This window comes from Streptomyces sp. NPDC048479, from assembly GCF_040651435.1.
In the GTDB taxonomy this organism is placed as follows: domain Bacteria; phylum Actinomycetota; class Actinomycetes; order Streptomycetales; family Streptomycetaceae; genus Streptomyces.
In genome coordinates, this window is the sequence record NZ_JBEZKA010000006.1 from 249,525 (window position 1) to 265,607 (window position 16,083).

The following is a 16,083-nucleotide window of genomic DNA, read 5'->3' on the forward strand; positions in this document are numbered from 1 at the left end:
GACGCCGAGGACGCACCGCACCCTCACCCCACCACGCTGTCCCGCCACGCCCGGTGCAGGCCCGCGAATCGTCCCTCCCCGGCGATCAGCCGGCCCGGCGTGCCGTCCTCCACGATGCGGCCGTGCTCCATCACGAGCACCCGGTCCGCGATTTCCACGGTCGACAGGCGGTGCGCGATCACGACCGCCGTGCGCCCGTGCAGCACCGTGTCCATCGCGCGCTGCACCGCCCGTTCGCCCGGGATGTCGAGCGAGCTCGTCGCCTCGTCGAGGATCAGCACCGCCGGGTCGGCGAGCAGCGCGCGGGCGAAGGCCACCAGTTGTCGCTGGCCGGCGGAGATCCGGCCGCCCCGTTTGCGTACGTCCGTGTCGTAGCCGTCCGGCAGGCCGCTGATGAAGTCGTGCGCGCCGATCGCCTTCGCCGCCCGCTCGATCTCCTCGCGGGACGCGTCCGGCCGCCCGATCGCGATGTTCTCCGCGACCGTCCCGGAGAACAGGAACGCCTCCTGGGTCACCATCACCACGCCGCGCCGCAGCTCCGGCGTCGCCAGTTCGCGCAGCTCGACGCCGTCGAGGAGGACCCTGCCCTCCGTAGGGTCGTAGAAGCGGGCCAGCAGCTTGGCGAGCGTGGACTTGCCCGCGCCGGTCGAGCCGACGACGGCGACGGTCTGGCCGGCCGGGATCGTCAGATCGAAGCGGGGCAGCACCTCGCCGCCGGTGCGGTAGGCGAAGCGGACGCCGTCGAAGACGACCTCGCGGCCCGGGTGGCCGGAGCGGCGGGCCGGCAGTTCCTTCGGGTCCTGTGCCTCCGGGACGGACGGGGTCTGGGCCAGCAGGCCCGCGATCTTCTCGAGTGAAGCCGCCGCGGACTGGTAGGAGTTGAGGAACATCCCGAGCCGGTCGATCGGGTCGTACAGACGCCGCAGATAGAGGACGGCGGCGGCCAGCACACCGAGCGCCAGCGTGCCGTCCGCGACCCGGTACGCGCCCCACAGCACGATGCCGGCGACAGCGGTGTTGGCGACGAGCCGCGAGCCGACGACGTAGCGCGCCATCTCCAGCAGCGCGTCGCCGTTGGTGCGCTCATGGCGGTGGTTGAGGGCCTGGAACTCCGCGTCGTTGGCGCGCTCGCGGCGGAAGGCGCGCACCGGCCGGATGCCGTTCATCGTCTCCGCGAACTTGACGATGACGGCGGCGATCGCCGTGGACCGGATGCTGTAGACGCTTTTGGCGCGGTGCTGGTAGAGCCGTACGAGCAGATAGAGCGGGACGAACGAGAGCACCGCGAGCCCGCCGAGTCCGAGGTCCAGCCAGAGCAGCATCGCCGAGATGTAGACGAAGGCGAGGACGACCGTGATCAGTTCCTGGAGGCCTTCGCTGAGCAGCTCCCGCAAGGACTCGACATCGGTGGTCGACCGGGAGATCAGCCGGCCCGAGGTGTACCGCTCGTGGAAGTCGACGCTCAGGGCCTGCGCGTGGCGGAAGATCCGGCCGCGCAGATCGAGGAGGACATCCTGGTTGACGCGGGCGGCGGCGCGGATGAAGGAGTACTGCAGGACACCGGCGCCGAACGCGCACAGGGCGTACCCGACGGCGACGGCGATCAGCGGCCCGTAGTCGTGCGCGCGGAAGGCCGGTACGCCGCGGTCGATGGCGTACGCGACGAGGAGCGGACCGGCCTGGACGGCGGCCTGCTGGAGAATCAGGAGCAGCGCGGCGGTGGTGACGAACCGGCGCCGGGGTGCGAGCAGCGACCGCAACAGGGTGCCGGTCGCGCCCTGCGGCGCGGGCAGGGCATCCCGGTCGAACGGGTCGTCCCTGACCGGCGCCGGCTCAGGTACGGGCGGCGTCGCGCCGCCCGTACGGTCGTCCTCGCCGTTGGCGTACGGCTCGGTGGTCGTCGATGACGACGTCATCGGGCACCCTCCTCGGCGTCGGTCTTCTGGGCATCCGCGCCGGACATCAGCCAGGCGTACTCCCCATTCGTACGCAGCAGTTCCTGGTGAGTGCCGACCGCCGCGATCCGCCCGCCCGACAGCAGCGCCACCCGGTCCGCCAGCATCACCGTCGACGGGCGGTGTGCCACCACCAGCGCCGTCGTGTCCTCCAGCACCCTGCGCAGTGCCGCCTCCACCAGCGCCTCTGTATGCACATCCAGCGCCGACAGCGGGTCGTCGAGCACCAGGAAGCGCGGCTGCCCGACGACCGCCCTGGCCAGGGCCAGGCGCTGTCGCTGTCCGCCGGAGAGGCTGAGCCCCTGCTCGCCGACCTGAGTGTCGGCGCCGTGCGGCAGCGACTGCACGAACCCCGCCTGCGCGATGTCCAGGGCCCGGCCCAGCTCCTCGCCGCCCGCGCCCTCCGCGCCCATCAGAACGTTCTCGCCGACGCTCGCCGAGAACAGCGTCGGCTCCTCGAAAGCCACGGACACCAGCTCGCGCAACCGCTCCCGAGGCATGGCCGCGATGTCCTCCCCGTCCAGCGTGATGCGGCCGTCGGTCACCTCGTGCAGTCGCGGTACGAGCGCGGTGAGCGTGGTCTTACCGGAGCCGGTGCCGCCGACCAGGGCCATGGTCTCGCCGGGCCGTACCCGCAGATCGATGCGGGCGAGCACGGGCGCGGCGCCGTCGGACGCGTCCGGGTAGCGGAACTCGACGCCCTCGAACCGGAGCCCGTCGGCGCTGCCGGCCCCGGGCTTGTGCGCGGCCCCGGGCTCGTGCGCGGCCCCGGGCTCGTGCGAACTCCGGGACGCGTCCGAACCCGTGGACGCGTCCGAACCCGTGGACTCGTGCGACCCCCCGGACGACTCCTCCGCCGCGTCCATCACCTCGAAGTACCGCTCCGTCGCCGTCGCCGCCTCCTGGCTCATCGCCAGCAGAAAGCCGATCGACTCCACCGGCCAGCGCAGCGCCAGCGCCGTCGACAGGAACGCGACCAGCGTGCCCGCCGACAGCGCGCCGTCGGCGACCTGGATCGTGCCCAGCACCAGCGCCGCGCCGATCGTCACCTCCGGGATGGTCGTGATCAGCGCCCAGATCCCGGCCAGCAGCCGCGCCTTGCCCAGCTCCGTACCGCGCAACCGCTCCGAAAGCCCGCGGAAGGCGCGGGCCTGGCTGCGGTGGCGGCCGAAGCCCTTGATGATGCGGATGCCGAGCACGCTCTCCTCGACGACCGTCGTCAGATCGCCGACCTGGTCCTGCGCCTGCCGCGCGACGATCGCGTACCGCGACTCGAAGACGGAGCAGAGAATCACCAGCGGCGGGATGGGCGCGAGGAGTACGAGCCCCAGCGTCCACTGCTGGCCCAGCAGAATCACATAGCCGACCAGGATGGTCGTCGCGTTGACCAGCAGGAAGGTCAGCGGAAAGGCCAGGAACATCCGCAGCAGCATCAGATCCGTCGTGCCGCGCGAGAGTAACTGCCCGGACGCCCACCGGTCGTGGAAGGACACCGGCAGCCGTTGCAGATGCCGGTAGAGATCGGCCCGCATGGCCGCCTCCACGCCGGCCAGCGGCCGGGCCACCAGCCACCGCCGGAAACCGAAGAGCAGCGCCTCGGCGACGCCCAGCAGCAACAGCACCAGCGCACCGAGCCAGACCCCGCCGGGGTCCCGGCCGGCGACCGGGCCGTCCACCATCCACTTCAGGACGAGCGGGATGACCAGGCCGAGACAGGAGGCCACGACCGCTACAAATGCCGCGCTGAAAAGGCGCGTTCGGACGGGGCGTACGTACGGCCACAGCCGCAGCAGCGTACGCACGGCGGACCGGTCCCTGGTGGCTGCATGTTTTTCCGACATCAGCGGCGAGCCTACGGTTCACCACTGACATCGCTCATCCGATTTTGCCGCCACCGGGTCGTATCCCGGCAGAGGCGCAGCCGCTGCTGCCCGCCGGGGCGAAGACCGAGGGCCGGCACCATCGAGGACGACTTCGCCTGCTAGGTCTCCGTCACGTCCTGACGCGCAGCAGCAGCACCGACCGCGCCGGCACGGTCACCGTCTCCCCGCCGAGATGCACCGTGCCCGGCGCCGTCTCCTGGTCCTCCCGCGAGGTGTCGACCACCAGCTCGTACGCCTGCGCCCAGGGCGGGCCCGGCAGGTGGAAGCTCGTCGGGCGGTCCGCCGCGTGCAGCACCGTCAGAAAGCTGTCGTCCGTCACCTCCGCTCCACGCGCGTCACGTCCCGGGATGTCGCGCCCGGAGAGATAGAGCGCCAGCGTCGACGCCGGGGCGTACCAGTCCCGCTCCGTCATCTCCGCGCCGTGCGGCGTGAACCAGGCGAGATCCCGCAGTCCGTCCGCCGCCCGCGCGCGGCCCGAGAAGAAGGCGCGGCGGCGCAGCACCGGATGCGCGTGGCGCAGGGCGAGCAGCCGGGTCGTCAGCTCCAGCAGTCCGCGCGGGCCCGGCTGCTCGCGCAGTGACCAGTCCACCCAGCTGACCTCGTTGTCCTGGCAGTACGCGTTGTTGCTGCCGCCCTGCGTACGGCCCATCTCGTCGCCCGCGACCAGCATCGGCACGCCTGTCGACACCAGCAGCGTCGTCAGCAGATTGCGCAGCTGCCGACGCCGCAGCGCGTTGATCCGCGCATCGTCGGTCCCGCCCTCCGCGCCGCAGTTCCAGGACCGGTTGTCGTTCGTGCCGTCGCGGTTGCCCTCGCCATTGGCCTCGTTGTGCTTCTGCTCGTAACTGACCAGGTCGCGCAGGGTGAACCCGTCGTGCGCGGTGACGAAGTTGATCGAGGCGTACGGCCGCCGGCCGCCCCAGGCGTACAGATCGCTGGAGCCCGAGAGCCGGTATCCGAGGTCCCGTACGTCGGGCAGCGCGCCGCGCCAGAAGTCCCGTACGGCATCGCGGTAGCGGTCGTTCCACTCCGTCCACAGCGGCGGGAACGCCCCCACCTGGTAGCCGCCGTTGCCCACGTCCCACGGCTCGGCGATCAGTTTCACCCGCCGCAGTACCGGATCCTGCGCGATCACCGCGAGGAACGGGGAGAGCATGTCGACATCGTGCATGGAGCGCGCAAGTGCCGCCGCCAGGTCGAAGCGGAAGCCGTCGACCCCCATTTCGGTCACCCAGTAGCGCAGCGAATCGGTGATCAGCCGCAGCACATGCGGCTGCACCACATGCAGCGTGTTGCCGCACCCGGTGTAGTCCGCGTAGGTCCGGGCGTCCGACTGCAGCCGGTAGTAGCCGCGGTTGTCGATCCCGCGCAGCGACAGCGTCGGACCCAGCTCACCCGCCTCCGCCGTGTGGTTGTAGACCACATCGAGGATGACCTCGATCCCGGCGTCGTGCAGCGCCCGCACCATCCGCTTGAACTCGCCGACCTGCTGACCGGTCGTCCCGCTCGCCGAGTACGCGGCGTGCGGCGCGAAGTAGCCGATGGAGTTGTAGCCCCAGTAGTTGCGCAGCCCGCGCCGCAACAGATGGTCCTCGTGCGCGTACTGATGCACGGGCAGCAGCTCGACCGCCGTCACCCCGAGCCGCAGCAGATGCTCGATCGCCGCCGGATGCGCGAGACCCGCGTATGTGCCCCGCAGTTCCTCGGGAATTCCCGGATGCAGCTTGGTGAACCCGCGCACATGCAGCTCGTAGATGACCGAGTCCGCCCACGGCGTCTTGGGCCTGCGGTCGTCCATCCACTCGTCGTCGGGGGCGTCATCGTGGACGACGACACCCTTGGGCACGTACGGCGCCGAGTCCCGGTCGTCCCGCACCGTGTCCGCGACATGCTGCTGAGGCCAGTCGCGCACATGCCCGTACACCTCGGCGGGCAGTTCGAACTCTCCGTCCACCGCGCGTGCGTACGGATCGAGCAGCAGCTTCGCCGGATTCCAGCGCGCTCCCGTCCACGGGTCCCAGCGGCCGTGCACCCGGAATCCGTACCGCTGCCCCGGCCGGACCTCGGGCACGAAGCCGTGCCAGATCTCATGGGTCAGTTCGGTCAGCGGCAGCCGTGTCTCGGTGACCGAACCGCCCTCGTCGCCGAACAGGCACAGCTCCACCGACTCCGCCCCGCCCGCCCAGAGTGCGAAGTTCGTACCCGCGACCCCGTCGGGCCCGACCCGGAAACGCGCCCCGAGCGGCGTCGGCGCCCCCGGCCATACGGCCGGCCTGCGGGCGCCCGTTTCTCTGTGGCGGCCGTTGACACCGACCGCCGGGAGTGGGCCGGGAGATTCGCCCCGCACCCCCTCCTGCACTGTCTCCTGCTCGGCTGCGCTCGACACCTGCCGGCCTCCCGCGGCTCGTCGGGCCCCGCGCACGTACTGCTCACGGCGTCCCGGCCGTGGCACCCCACGCGTGGTCCTCCCACCTGTTCTGCCCGCACTGCTCTCATACCAACATGGCCCCGCGCTCACGTTTCCCCTGGAGGGGGGCGGTCGTTGGTCGGTACGTGAGACATGTACTGAAGCGGGCAGGACGGGGCGCGGCCGTCGTCCTGACATGGGCAGGACTGATGGCCGGGCTGGCCGGATGCACCGGCGGGGCGCTCGAGGTCGGCAACAAGCCTCAGTCGCCCGAGGACGCGATCCAGGTCATCCCCGAGGACGGCGCGAAGGGGGTCGGCCGTGAGGGCCCGCTCATGGTGAAGCTGCCCAGCGGGCGGCTCGAGCGGGTCAAGGTGATGCAGGTGGAGGACGGACGGCCGGCCGAGGTCCCCGGCGCGGTCTCCGAGGACGGGCTGCGCTGGATGCCGGCCGAGGGCACGCACCTCGATCTGGCCGCCAAGTACAGCGTCGACGTGGTGGCGCTGGACGGACACGGCCACCGTCAGGCCCGCCACACCACCTTCACCACACAGATTCCCGAGCGCCGTTTCATCGGCTACTTCAAACCGGAGAACCGCTCGACCGTCGGCACCGGCATGATCGTCTCCTTCGACTTTAACCGGGAGATCGAGGACCGGGCGGCCGTCGAGCGTGCCATCCACGTCACCTCCGATCCGCCCGTCGAGGTGGTGGGCCACTGGTTCGGCAAGGAGCGACTCGACTTCCGTCCGAGCGCGTACTGGCAGCCGGGCACCAAGGTCAGGGTCGATGTGCGGCTGCGCGATGTCCAGGCGGCGCCGGGGGTGTACGGCATCCAGCAGAAGACCGTCGCCTTCACGGTCGGCCGCTCCCAGGTCTCCTTGGTCGACGCGGCGGCGCACACCATGGAGGTACGGCGCGACGGCGGGATCCTGGCGAAGCTGCCGATCACGGCGGGGGCGCCCAAGGCGACCACGTACAACGGAAAGATGGTGGTCGCGGAGATGTACGACGTGACCAGGATGAACGGGGCGACGGTCGGCTTCAAGAAGAAGGACGGCAAGGGCGAGTACGACATCAAGGATGTGCCGCACGCGATGCGGCTGACCGACTCGGGCACTTTCATCCACGGCAATTACTGGGCCGCGCCGGAGACCTTCGGTTCGGCGAACGTCTCCCACGGCTGCGTCGGGCTGCGCGACGAGAAGGGCGGCAGCTCGGACGCACCGGCGGGCTGGTTCTTCGACCGGACGCTCATCGGCGATGTGGTCGAGGTCGTCAACTCCCGTGACAAGCGGGTCGACCCCGCCAACGGTCTCAGCGGCTGGAACCTGGACTGGAAGGCATGGCAGGAGGGTTCCGCGCTGCGCTGACCCTCGCTGACCTGCACGGCCCGCGCCGTCTCAGGTGAGCCCGGCGGACACGTTGGGACTGAACGGTGACATTCGTGGGGAGATTCAACTACCCACGGTGTGATTATCTATCGCCGTGCGTGCGTGAGGCGCGCGGGGGTGCGGGCCGTGGCTGCGACCAGGCCGTGCGAGGGGAGAAGACCATTTTGAACGGGCAGCCGATATCGGGGGCATCGGCCGGGGCGGTAGGCGGAAGCAGGCGCGGGGGCGCCGTTCTGCCGGCTCTGGTGCTGGGGGCGTTGCTGGTGCTGGTCACGGCCTGCGGTGGCGGGGGCTCCGACAAGGGCAGTGACGACAAGGACAAGAAGGACGGCGGGAAGGTCGGGAACGCGGCCTCCCAGGCGGTGGTGACCATCGCGCCCAAGGACGGCGCCCGGTCGGTCGCCACCAGCGGCGCACTCAAGGTCACCGCGGACAAGGGCAAGCTGACCACGGTCACGGTCCAGGACGACAAGGGCGCCGCGGTCGAGGGCAAGCTCGCCGCAGACGGCGCCAGTTGGCAGCCGCTGCAGCATCTGGCGGGCTCCACCAAGTACAAGGTGCACGCCGTCGCCAAGGACACGGACGGCCGTGAGTCGGCGAAGGACACCACCTTCACCACGCTCGTCCCGAAGAACACCTTCCTCGGGCAGTACACGCCGGAGGACGGTGCGACGGTCGGCGTCGGCATGCCGGTCTCGATCAATTTCACCCGGGGCATCACCAATCCGGAGTCCGTCGAGAAGGCCATCAAGGTGACCGCGGAGCCGGCCGTGCCGGTCGAGGGCCACTGGTTCGGCAACGACCGCCTCGACTTCCGCCCGGAGAAGTACTGGGCCGCCGGCACCAAGGTGACGGTGAAGCTCAACCTCGACGGCGTCGAGGGCCGCCCCGGCGTGTACGGCAAGCAGTCCAAGACGGTGAAGTTCACCATCGGCCGCAGCCAGATCTCCACCGTGGACGCCAGTGAGCACACCATGACGGTCGTACGGGACGGCAAGCAGATCAAGTCCATCCCGATCACCGCCGGCGCGCCGTCGACCACGACGTACAACGGCCAGATGGTCATCAGCGAGAAGTACAAGGTGACCCGGATGAACGGCGCCACCGTGGGCTTCGGCGGCGAGTACGACATCAAGGACGTGCCGCACGCGATGCGCCTGTCCAACTCGGGCACCTTCATCCACGGCAACTACTGGGCCTCGTCCGGGACGTTCGGCTCGTCGAACGTCAGCCACGGCTGTGTGGGTCTGCGAGACGTCCGCGGGGCGTACGACGAGGGAACCCCGGCGGCCTGGCTCTACGACCGGTCGATCATCGGCGACGTGGTGATCGTGAAGAACTCCAAGGACCGCCAGATCGCTCCGGAGAACGGTCTGAACGGCTGGAACATGTCCTGGGCGGAGTGGACCAAGTAGTACGTCCCCCCTCCGGAAACGCCGGACCCGGTGCTGTGAGCAACAGCACCGGGCCCGTTGTCGTTAGCGCCGGTTAACCTGCCTCCATGACGACTGTTGCACTCGAGGTCTCCGAAGGCGTCGGCACCATCCGACTGGACCGCCCGCCGATGAACGCCCTGGACATCGCCATCCAGGACCGGCTGCGCGAGCTCGCCGAGGAGGCGGCCCGCCGTGACGACGTCCGGGCCGTGATCCTGTACGGCGGCGAGAAGGTGTTCGCGGCCGGCGCGGACATCAAGGAGATGCAGGCGATGGACCACGCGGCGATGGTCGTACGGTCCCGGGCCCTGCAGGACTCCTTCACCGCCGTCGCCCGTATCCCCAAGCCCGTCGTCGCCGCCGTCACCGGCTACGCGCTCGGCGGCGGCTGCGAGCTGGCCCTCTGCGCCGACTTCCGGATCGCCGCCGACAACGCCAAGCTCGGCCAGCCCGAGATCCTGCTCGGCCTGATCCCGGGCGCCGGCGGCACCCAGCGGCTCTCGCGGCTGATCGGCCCGTCCAAGGCCAAGGACCTGATCTTCACCGGCCGCATCGTCAAGGCCGATGAGGCACTCGCGCTCGGTCTCGTCGACCGCGTCGTCCCCGCAGCCGAGGTGTACGAGCAGGCCCGCGCCTGGGCCGCGCAGCTCGCGAAAGGACCGGCTCTGGCGCTGCGTGCCGCCAAGGAGTCCATCGACGCGGGCCTGGAGACGGACATCGAGACGGGCCTCGCCATTGAACGCAACTGGTTCGCGGGCCTGTTCGCGACGGAGGACCGCGAGCGCGGAATGCGCAGCTTCGTGGAGGAGGGCCCGGGCAAGGCCAAGTTCCTCTGAGCATGGGTAAGTTGGACACATCGGCGCTGGGCGTCAACCCTGTGGCCGGCTTAGCCGAGTCTTAAAAGAGCCTTAAGGCTGAGCGGTCCGCTGCGCTGGGCGATCATTCGTAAGCAAGGCGTTAGGGCAGCTCAGTGCGTGCATGAGTGCCCAAATGGGGCCAGCGTCATATGCCATTGGATCCCCCGGGGACGGTTTTCTCGGGGGGTCCTATTCCCCCGGAACGCCCCCGGAAGCCGCTCATTGCGGCCATGATGGGGGCATGGCGGGCCTGGAGGGTGTGGAGCAACCGCGGCAGCGCGGCAGCGCTTCCGTCGGGCGGTGGGTGCCGGCCGTCGAGGATGAACAGGCGCTCAAGGCACTGGAGTTGTTCGGCAACCCGACGGACGAGGAAGTCCGACTGCCCTCCCGCCCCGAATCCGCCGCCACCGCACGCCGGTTGACCCAGTGTGTGGTGCTGCGTCAGTGGGCGCTCTCCGCGCAGACCGCCGAGCATGCGGTGTTACTCGTCTCGGAACTCGTCGGCAATGCTGTACGCCATACCGGCGCGCGCGTCTTCGGGCTGCGGATGCTGCGCCGCCGTGGCTGGATCAGGATCGAGGTCCATGATCCCTCCCGCGGGCTGCCCTGTCTGATGCCGGTCCAGGAGATGGACACCAGCGGCCGCGGCCTCTTTCTCGTGGACAAGCTCGCCGACCGGTGGGGCGTGGATCTGCTGCCCCGCGGCAAGACCACCTGGTTCGAGATGCGGGTCTCCGACCGCTGAGCAGCCTGAGAACAAGGGGTTGGGAACAGCGGACCGGGAAACACGGAAGCCCCCTGAGCGGGGGCTTCCGTGGAGCGCCGTGGATTGGGGGGGGGGGGTATCCACGGCCGCTTTCGACGACCTGGCCCGGGTCAATGGGGGTCGTGTCTCCGACTATGGCAGACGGGGGCCGTGCCGCCAAAAGTCCTTACTCGGATGCAAGCCGCCAAATCACGACATATTGGAATGGAATCACAGGTGAGGTGAGCCACTCGCCTGGCAATAGCTGAATAAATATCGATCTCGGCGAGTGTTTCATTGATTCACCACCCTGGAACGGGCCTCCGCGGTCGCGACCCGCAAACGTCCTGAATTTGGACAATCGTTATCTTCCGGGCGGTCCGCGCCTACTGTGCTTCCCGTGACCTCGATCGACCGCCGCAGGGCACTGCGCGCAGGAGTGGGTGCGGCCGTCGCGGGTGCCCTCGCCACGAGCTGCACCGACGACAGGCCCGCTCCGCCGCCGCCCGCTCCGCCCGCCGCCCCCACCCCACCGTCCCCGGGTTCCCGTCCCGCCCCCGCTCCCCGCCGCTTCCCCGGACAGCCCGTCCGGATCGCGCATGGCCCCCGTGACCGGGGCCGGGTGGCCCTCACCTTCCACGGTCAGGGGGATCCGGCCGTCGCCAAGGCCCTACTCGCCGAGGCCGAACGGGCCGGCGCCCGTATCACCGTCCTGGCCGTCGGCAGCTGGCTCGACGAGTACCCGGACCTCGCCCGCCGGATCCTCGAAGGCGGCCACGACCTCGGCAATCACACCCAGCGCCATCTGGGCATCTCGGAGATGTCCGAGACACAGGCGTACGCCGAGATCACCGGCTGTGCCGAACGGCTGCGCCGGCTCACCGGCTCCATCGGCACCTGGTTCCGCCCCTCCCGCGCACGCGACGCGACCCCCCTTGTCGCCACACTCGCCCACCGAGCCGGCTACCCGCACGTCCTCTCCTACGACGTCGACTCCCTCGACTACACCAAGCCCGGTGCCACAGCCGTCACCCGCAATGTCACGGGGCAGATCCAGCGCGGATCGGTGGTGAGTCTGCACTTCGGCGTTCCGGACACGGTGGCCGCACTGCCCGCCCTCCTCGACGACCTCAACCGCCGCGGCCTGCGCGCGGTGACCACCACGGAGCTGCTGATCTGATGCACCCGATGACTCCCCTCGCCAAGCGGACCGCCGCGCTGCTCGCGGGCGCCCTGCTCGCCCTCCTCGCGGGCTGCAGCTCACCCGCCGACCGGACGGAGGCGCTCGCCACCAGGGCCGCCGCGCCGCCCGACAAGCGCGGGCATGTCACCCCGGCCTGGCTGCGCGGTATGCCGCCCGTGCTGGACCCGCACGACATCTACTCGGCGGACCGCCCGGGCCGGCTCTCGCCGGCGGTCAAGGGCTTCCCGTCCCGGGTGTACGTCCCCAACACCAACTCCAACACCGTCTCGGTCATCGACCCCACGACGTACAAGGTCATCGAGACGATCCCGGTCGGCGTCCAGCCGCAGCACGTCGTCCCCTCCTGGGACCTGAAGACGCTCTGGGTCAACAACAACCGGGGCCATACGCTCACCCCGATCAACCCGGTCACCGGCGCCGCGGGCAAGCCGGTCGACGTGCACGACCCGTACAACCTCTACTTCACGCCCAACGGCAAGTACGCGATCGTCATGGCCTCGATGGATCGCGAGCTCGTCTTCCGCGATGCGCACACCATGAACCGGATCAAGTCCACCCCGGTCGCCTGCTACGGCGTCAACCACGCGGACTTCTCCGCCGACGGCCGGTACTTCATCGTCTCCTGCGAGTTCTCCGGGGAGCTGCTGAAGGTCGACACGGAGAAGATGAGGGTCGTCGGCCAGCAGAAGCTGCCCTTCAACGGTGCGATGCCGCAGGACGTGAAGCTCTCGCCGGACGGCAAGACCTTCTATGTCGCCGACATGATGGCGCACGGCGTATGGGTGCTCGACGGCGAGAATTTCACCACGCCCGCACTGCTGCCCACCGGCAAGGGCTGCCACGGCCTCTACGTCAGCCGTGACTCCAAGGAGATGTACATCTCCAACCGCGGCGAGGGCTCCATCTCCGTCTTCGACTTCGCGCAGAACAGACTGACCAAGAAGTGGAGGCTGCCGGACGGCGGCAGCCCCGACATGGGCGGTGTCTCGGCGGACGGCAAGGTGCTGTGGCTGTCCGGGCGTTACGACTCCGAGGTGTACGCCATCGACACCAGGACCGGTAAGCAGCTGGCCCGTATCCCGGTGGGCAGCGGTCCGCACGGGCTGGCGGTCTATCCGCAGCCCGGGCGCTACTCGCTGGGCCACACGGGCGTCTTCCGCTAGGCAGTGTGCCGGGGCTCCGCCCCGGACCCCGCGCCTCAACCGCCGACAGGGCTGAAACTCAGCCTGTCCGGCGATTGAGAACACTCTGGGGGAACCCCGGAAGGGCGTGCGGGGGTCCGGGGGCGCAGCCGCTGTTACAGCAACCAGGCAGGCCGCTGGCTCACCACAGCACCGGCAGCCTCTCCGGCAGCCGTTTGATGAAGCCCGTACGCCACACCAGTTGCTCCTCGGGCACGGCGAGCCGCAGCCGCGGCACCCGGTCCACGAGCGCGGCCAGCGCGGTCTCGGCGTGCAGCCGGCCCAGAGCCGAGGCCGGGCAGAAGTGTCGGCCGCCGCCGAAGGAGAGATGCGGATTGTGCGCGCGCTCCAGGTCGAGACGCCCCGGGTTCTCGAAGACCTCGGGATCGAAGTTCGCGCCCTCGACCAGGACCAGCACCAACTCGCCCTTGCGGACCAGGACATCACCGAGCTGTACATCGTCGAGAGCGAGGCGCGGCAGTCCGTCGCCGATCGACAGATTCCAGCGCAGCAGTTCGTCGACGGCACCGCCCATCCGCTCCGGGTGCTCCCGCAGATACCCGATCAGCTCCGGGCGCTGGAGCAGCGCCAGTACGGCCAGGACCAGGAAGGCGGAGGTGGAGACCGCGCCCGCGCCGAACAGCGACACGGCGACGGTGGCGAGCATCTCGTCCGTCAGATGCGCAGACTCCTCGTCCTCGCGCAGCGCCGCCAGCCGGCCCAGCAGTCCGGTGCGTTCGGACTCGGGGACGTTCAGCCGCTCGACCATGTAGTCGAGGTCCTTGTACCAGTTGAGCTGCGAGCCCTCGAAGGTGTGCGAACTGGTCATGAAAGCGATGTCCAGGCCGGACATCAGCCTCCGCCAGTCGCTGAACGGAACCCCGATCACCCTGCAGTGCAGTGCGGCCGAGAAGGGGTCGGCGAAGCCGGTCCGCAGATCGACCGGCGGGCCCTCGGCGAGCAGCCTGTCGATCAGCTCATCGGCCGTGGCACGCAGCCAGCCGTGCAGCCCTTCGTCCGCACGCGGGTTGAGTGCCTTCATCACCGCGCCGCGCAGCCCCGCACTGCTGATGTTCCCCATGTTGTTGACGACCTCGGGCGGGATTGTCAGCGCGTACTGGCGCGGCACTCCGGGAGCGGCCGTCTCCTTGAGGCTGAACCGCTTGTCCTCCAGAACCTGGCTGGCCAGCCGGTGGCTGCTCACCAGCCAGGCGCTGTCGCCGGTGAGCGTACGCACCCGGGCCACCGGCTGCTGCTCGCGCAGCCGGGTGCACTCCACGGGGAGCGCATCGCCCCGCCGGGAGAGCGGGAAATCAAGCTGCTCGGGCTCGGTGGTCATCGTCCACGCTCCTTTCGGGGGCTTCGGGCCGTACGACGGCATAGCCCTGATTGCGGGCGGCTCGCAGCCCGCCGCCCTTTCCGTAGAGAAGTTCCGTCAACGGCATCAGCGCGTGATAACAGGAGGCGGAGGAGGGGACGCCGAGAATCCCCGGGGTGTCGAGGAAGAAGGGGAGTTCCGCGGCGATGTAGTCGAGACACGCCGATCTCTGCTCGGAGGTGATGGAATCACCGGCGGACAGTTTGGGCGCCAGGAACTGCTGGACCATCCGGTCACAGCTCTTCCGGAATTCCTCGTCCGTGACGAGGAAGTGCTGTACGCGCCGGTGCAGCAGCGCGTACACCGGATCGCCGGAGAATTCCGACAGTGCCCGCACCCCGATCCGCCGGCCCGGCGGCCCGGCGGCCTCCACGCCGCCCAGAATCCGCCTGCGTACGGCCTTGAGCTCCTTGGTCGCACGCCGGGCGGCCTGTTCCGGGGCGTGGCCCAGCGCCGCGAAGACGGCTGACACATGCAGATCGGCATAGACGAAATCGACCGCGGTGAAGCGCGGCGCCGCCCAGCGGGCGAGTTCTGTGATGCGTGCGGCGGAGAAATAGCTGTTCCCCGGGGAAACCCCGATCAGGACATGGTCGGCCTCGTCCCAAATGATGTGGCAGTTACGGGTGAAGGGCCGGACCGTGAATGAGTCGGTTGTGATCGTCACTGTTGACATCACCCTTGCGCCGCTTGTCCCTGGGAGCCCTGCGCTCCTGGTGTGGCGGCGACGCCATGAAGTTATCCGGCCGCGGCGAAGAGTGACGAAGCTCCCCCGGGGATTTGGCGAGAACTGATTCCAGCGGGGCGGAAAATCAACTTCCATGCTACGGAAAGGTAATTGAAGCCTTTTCTGTCGCCCGGCTCATCCGGCTCATCCGGCCTCGAACAGAGCTTCGGAGCCCACCGGCCGGAAGCCCGCAGCCTGGAACGTCCGCACGCTGCGGGCGTTCCCCGGCGACTGCTGGGCCCACACCACCGAGTCCGGCACCAAGTGGCGGGCCGCCACAGCGAGTTCCATGCCGAGGCCCCGGCCGCGCGCCTGCTCGTCCACCTCGATCGCGGCCTCCCAGCGGCCCGCGACGCCCCGGCCGAGGACCAGCACCCCGCCGTCCGCGGCCCAGACCCGCACCCCGTCGCGGAACTTCAGGGCGCGTGCCACCCGCGGGTGCTCCGGGTCCTCGATCTCGCGCAGCTCAAGCCCAGGTCTGCCCGGCAGCGCCCCGGCGACCGTCACCAGGTCGATGGTGTGCATCGAGCGGCCGGTACGGACCAGCATGGTGGCCAGGAACACCGGGTTCATCGCGGCGGCCAGCCGGTCGGAGGCGGTGGCGGCGAGCTCGGCCCGTACCCACTGTGGATCCTCGTCGGTGAAGACCACGGAGTGCGCGGTGAACGCCACCACACCGGCGTCGCGGACGCTCGGCTGCCCGATCACGGTGATGGATCCGTCCGGCGGCGGGAACTCCCCGCGTGCCGCCGCGGCCAGGATCTCCGCCAGTGCCTTGCTCATCTCGTGTCCCTCTCCTCTGCCTCAGTCTCCACCTGCTCTTCCTGGAGGACGTACGCAGGGTGCTCGAGGGTGAGAGGAGAGCCGGCGTCGCCTCGAACGACCGGCCGCTGCCCTGAGGGCTCAATCGGGCGGC

The 16,083-nt window shown here is 69.7% G+C and carries 12 protein-coding genes; 6 read left to right on the plus strand and 6 right to left on the minus strand.

What is annotated here, in order from left to right; all coding sequences use genetic code 11:
• Window positions 1-23: 23 nt before the first annotated feature.
• The 3 genes from AB0D12_RS12495 to glgX all read right to left on the minus strand — a co-directional run bounded on the left by AB0D12_RS12495 (window position 24) and on the right by glgX (window position 6,224).
• Window positions 24-1,916, minus strand: coding sequence for an ABC transporter ATP-binding protein (locus AB0D12_RS12495; protein WP_362680277.1), 1,893 nt, complete (start codon window positions 1,914-1,916; stop codon window positions 24-26).
• On the minus strand, window positions 1,913-3,796 hold the full coding sequence (locus AB0D12_RS12500) for an ABC transporter ATP-binding protein (protein WP_362680280.1): 1,884 nt from the start codon (window positions 3,794-3,796) through the stop codon (window positions 1,913-1,915). Before AB0D12_RS12500 ends, AB0D12_RS12495 begins: the two co-directional genes overlap by 4 nt.
• A 151-nt stretch (window positions 3,797-3,947) precedes the next feature.
• Window positions 3,948-6,224, minus strand: coding sequence for a glycogen debranching protein GlgX (gene glgX, locus AB0D12_RS12505; RefSeq protein ID WP_362680283.1), 2,277 nt, complete (start codon window positions 6,222-6,224; stop codon window positions 3,948-3,950).
• 167 nt (window positions 6,225-6,391) lie between these two features.
• Between glgX and AB0D12_RS12510 the strand changes: the two genes are divergently transcribed.
• From AB0D12_RS12510 to AB0D12_RS12535, 6 genes are all read left to right on the plus strand, one after another.
• Window positions 6,392-7,618, plus strand: a complete 1,227-nt coding sequence (locus AB0D12_RS12510) for an Ig-like domain-containing protein (RefSeq protein ID WP_362680285.1) — start codon at window positions 6,392-6,394, stop codon at window positions 7,616-7,618.
• A 185-nt stretch (window positions 7,619-7,803) separates the two neighbouring features.
• On the plus strand, window positions 7,804-9,054 hold the full coding sequence (locus AB0D12_RS12515; protein ID WP_362680288.1) for an Ig-like domain-containing protein: 1,251 nt from the start codon (window positions 7,804-7,806) through the stop codon (window positions 9,052-9,054).
• Window positions 9,055-9,140: 86 nt separating this feature from the next.
• Window positions 9,141-9,911, plus strand: coding sequence for an enoyl-CoA hydratase-related protein (locus AB0D12_RS12520; RefSeq protein WP_362680291.1), 771 nt, complete (start codon window positions 9,141-9,143; stop codon window positions 9,909-9,911).
• A 262-nt stretch (window positions 9,912-10,173) separates the two neighbouring features.
• Window positions 10,174-10,677, plus strand: coding sequence for an ATP-binding protein (locus AB0D12_RS12525; RefSeq protein WP_362680293.1), 504 nt, complete (start codon window positions 10,174-10,176; stop codon window positions 10,675-10,677).
• A gap of 400 nt (window positions 10,678-11,077) precedes the next feature.
• Window positions 11,078-11,857: a polysaccharide deacetylase family protein gene (locus AB0D12_RS12530; RefSeq protein ID WP_362680296.1), complete on the plus strand. Its 780-nt coding sequence runs from the start codon at window positions 11,078-11,080 to the stop codon at window positions 11,855-11,857.
• 8 nt (window positions 11,858-11,865) lie between these two features.
• On the plus strand, window positions 11,866-13,044 hold the full coding sequence (locus AB0D12_RS12535; protein WP_362680299.1) for a YncE family protein: 1,179 nt from the start codon (window positions 11,866-11,868) through the stop codon (window positions 13,042-13,044).
• Window positions 13,045-13,204: 160 nt separating this feature from the next.
• Here AB0D12_RS12535 and AB0D12_RS12540 read toward each other — a convergent pair whose 3' ends face one another.
• The 3 genes from AB0D12_RS12540 to AB0D12_RS12550 form a co-directional block, all read right to left on the minus strand.
• Window positions 13,205-14,401, minus strand: a complete 1,197-nt coding sequence (locus tag AB0D12_RS12540; RefSeq protein ID WP_362680302.1) for a cytochrome P450 — start codon at window positions 14,399-14,401, stop codon at window positions 13,205-13,207.
• Window positions 14,376-15,107, minus strand: a complete 732-nt coding sequence (locus tag AB0D12_RS12545) for a tRNA-dependent cyclodipeptide synthase (RefSeq protein WP_362680305.1) — start codon at window positions 15,105-15,107, stop codon at window positions 14,376-14,378. Before AB0D12_RS12545 ends, AB0D12_RS12540 begins: the two co-directional genes overlap by 26 nt.
• 204 nt (window positions 15,108-15,311) lie before the next feature.
• The gene (locus tag AB0D12_RS12550; protein WP_362680308.1) at window positions 15,312-15,950 is read right to left on the minus strand and encodes a GNAT family N-acetyltransferase; all 639 of its coding nucleotides are present in this window, start codon (window positions 15,948-15,950) and stop codon (window positions 15,312-15,314) included.
• Window positions 15,951-16,083: the final 133 nt, after the last annotated feature.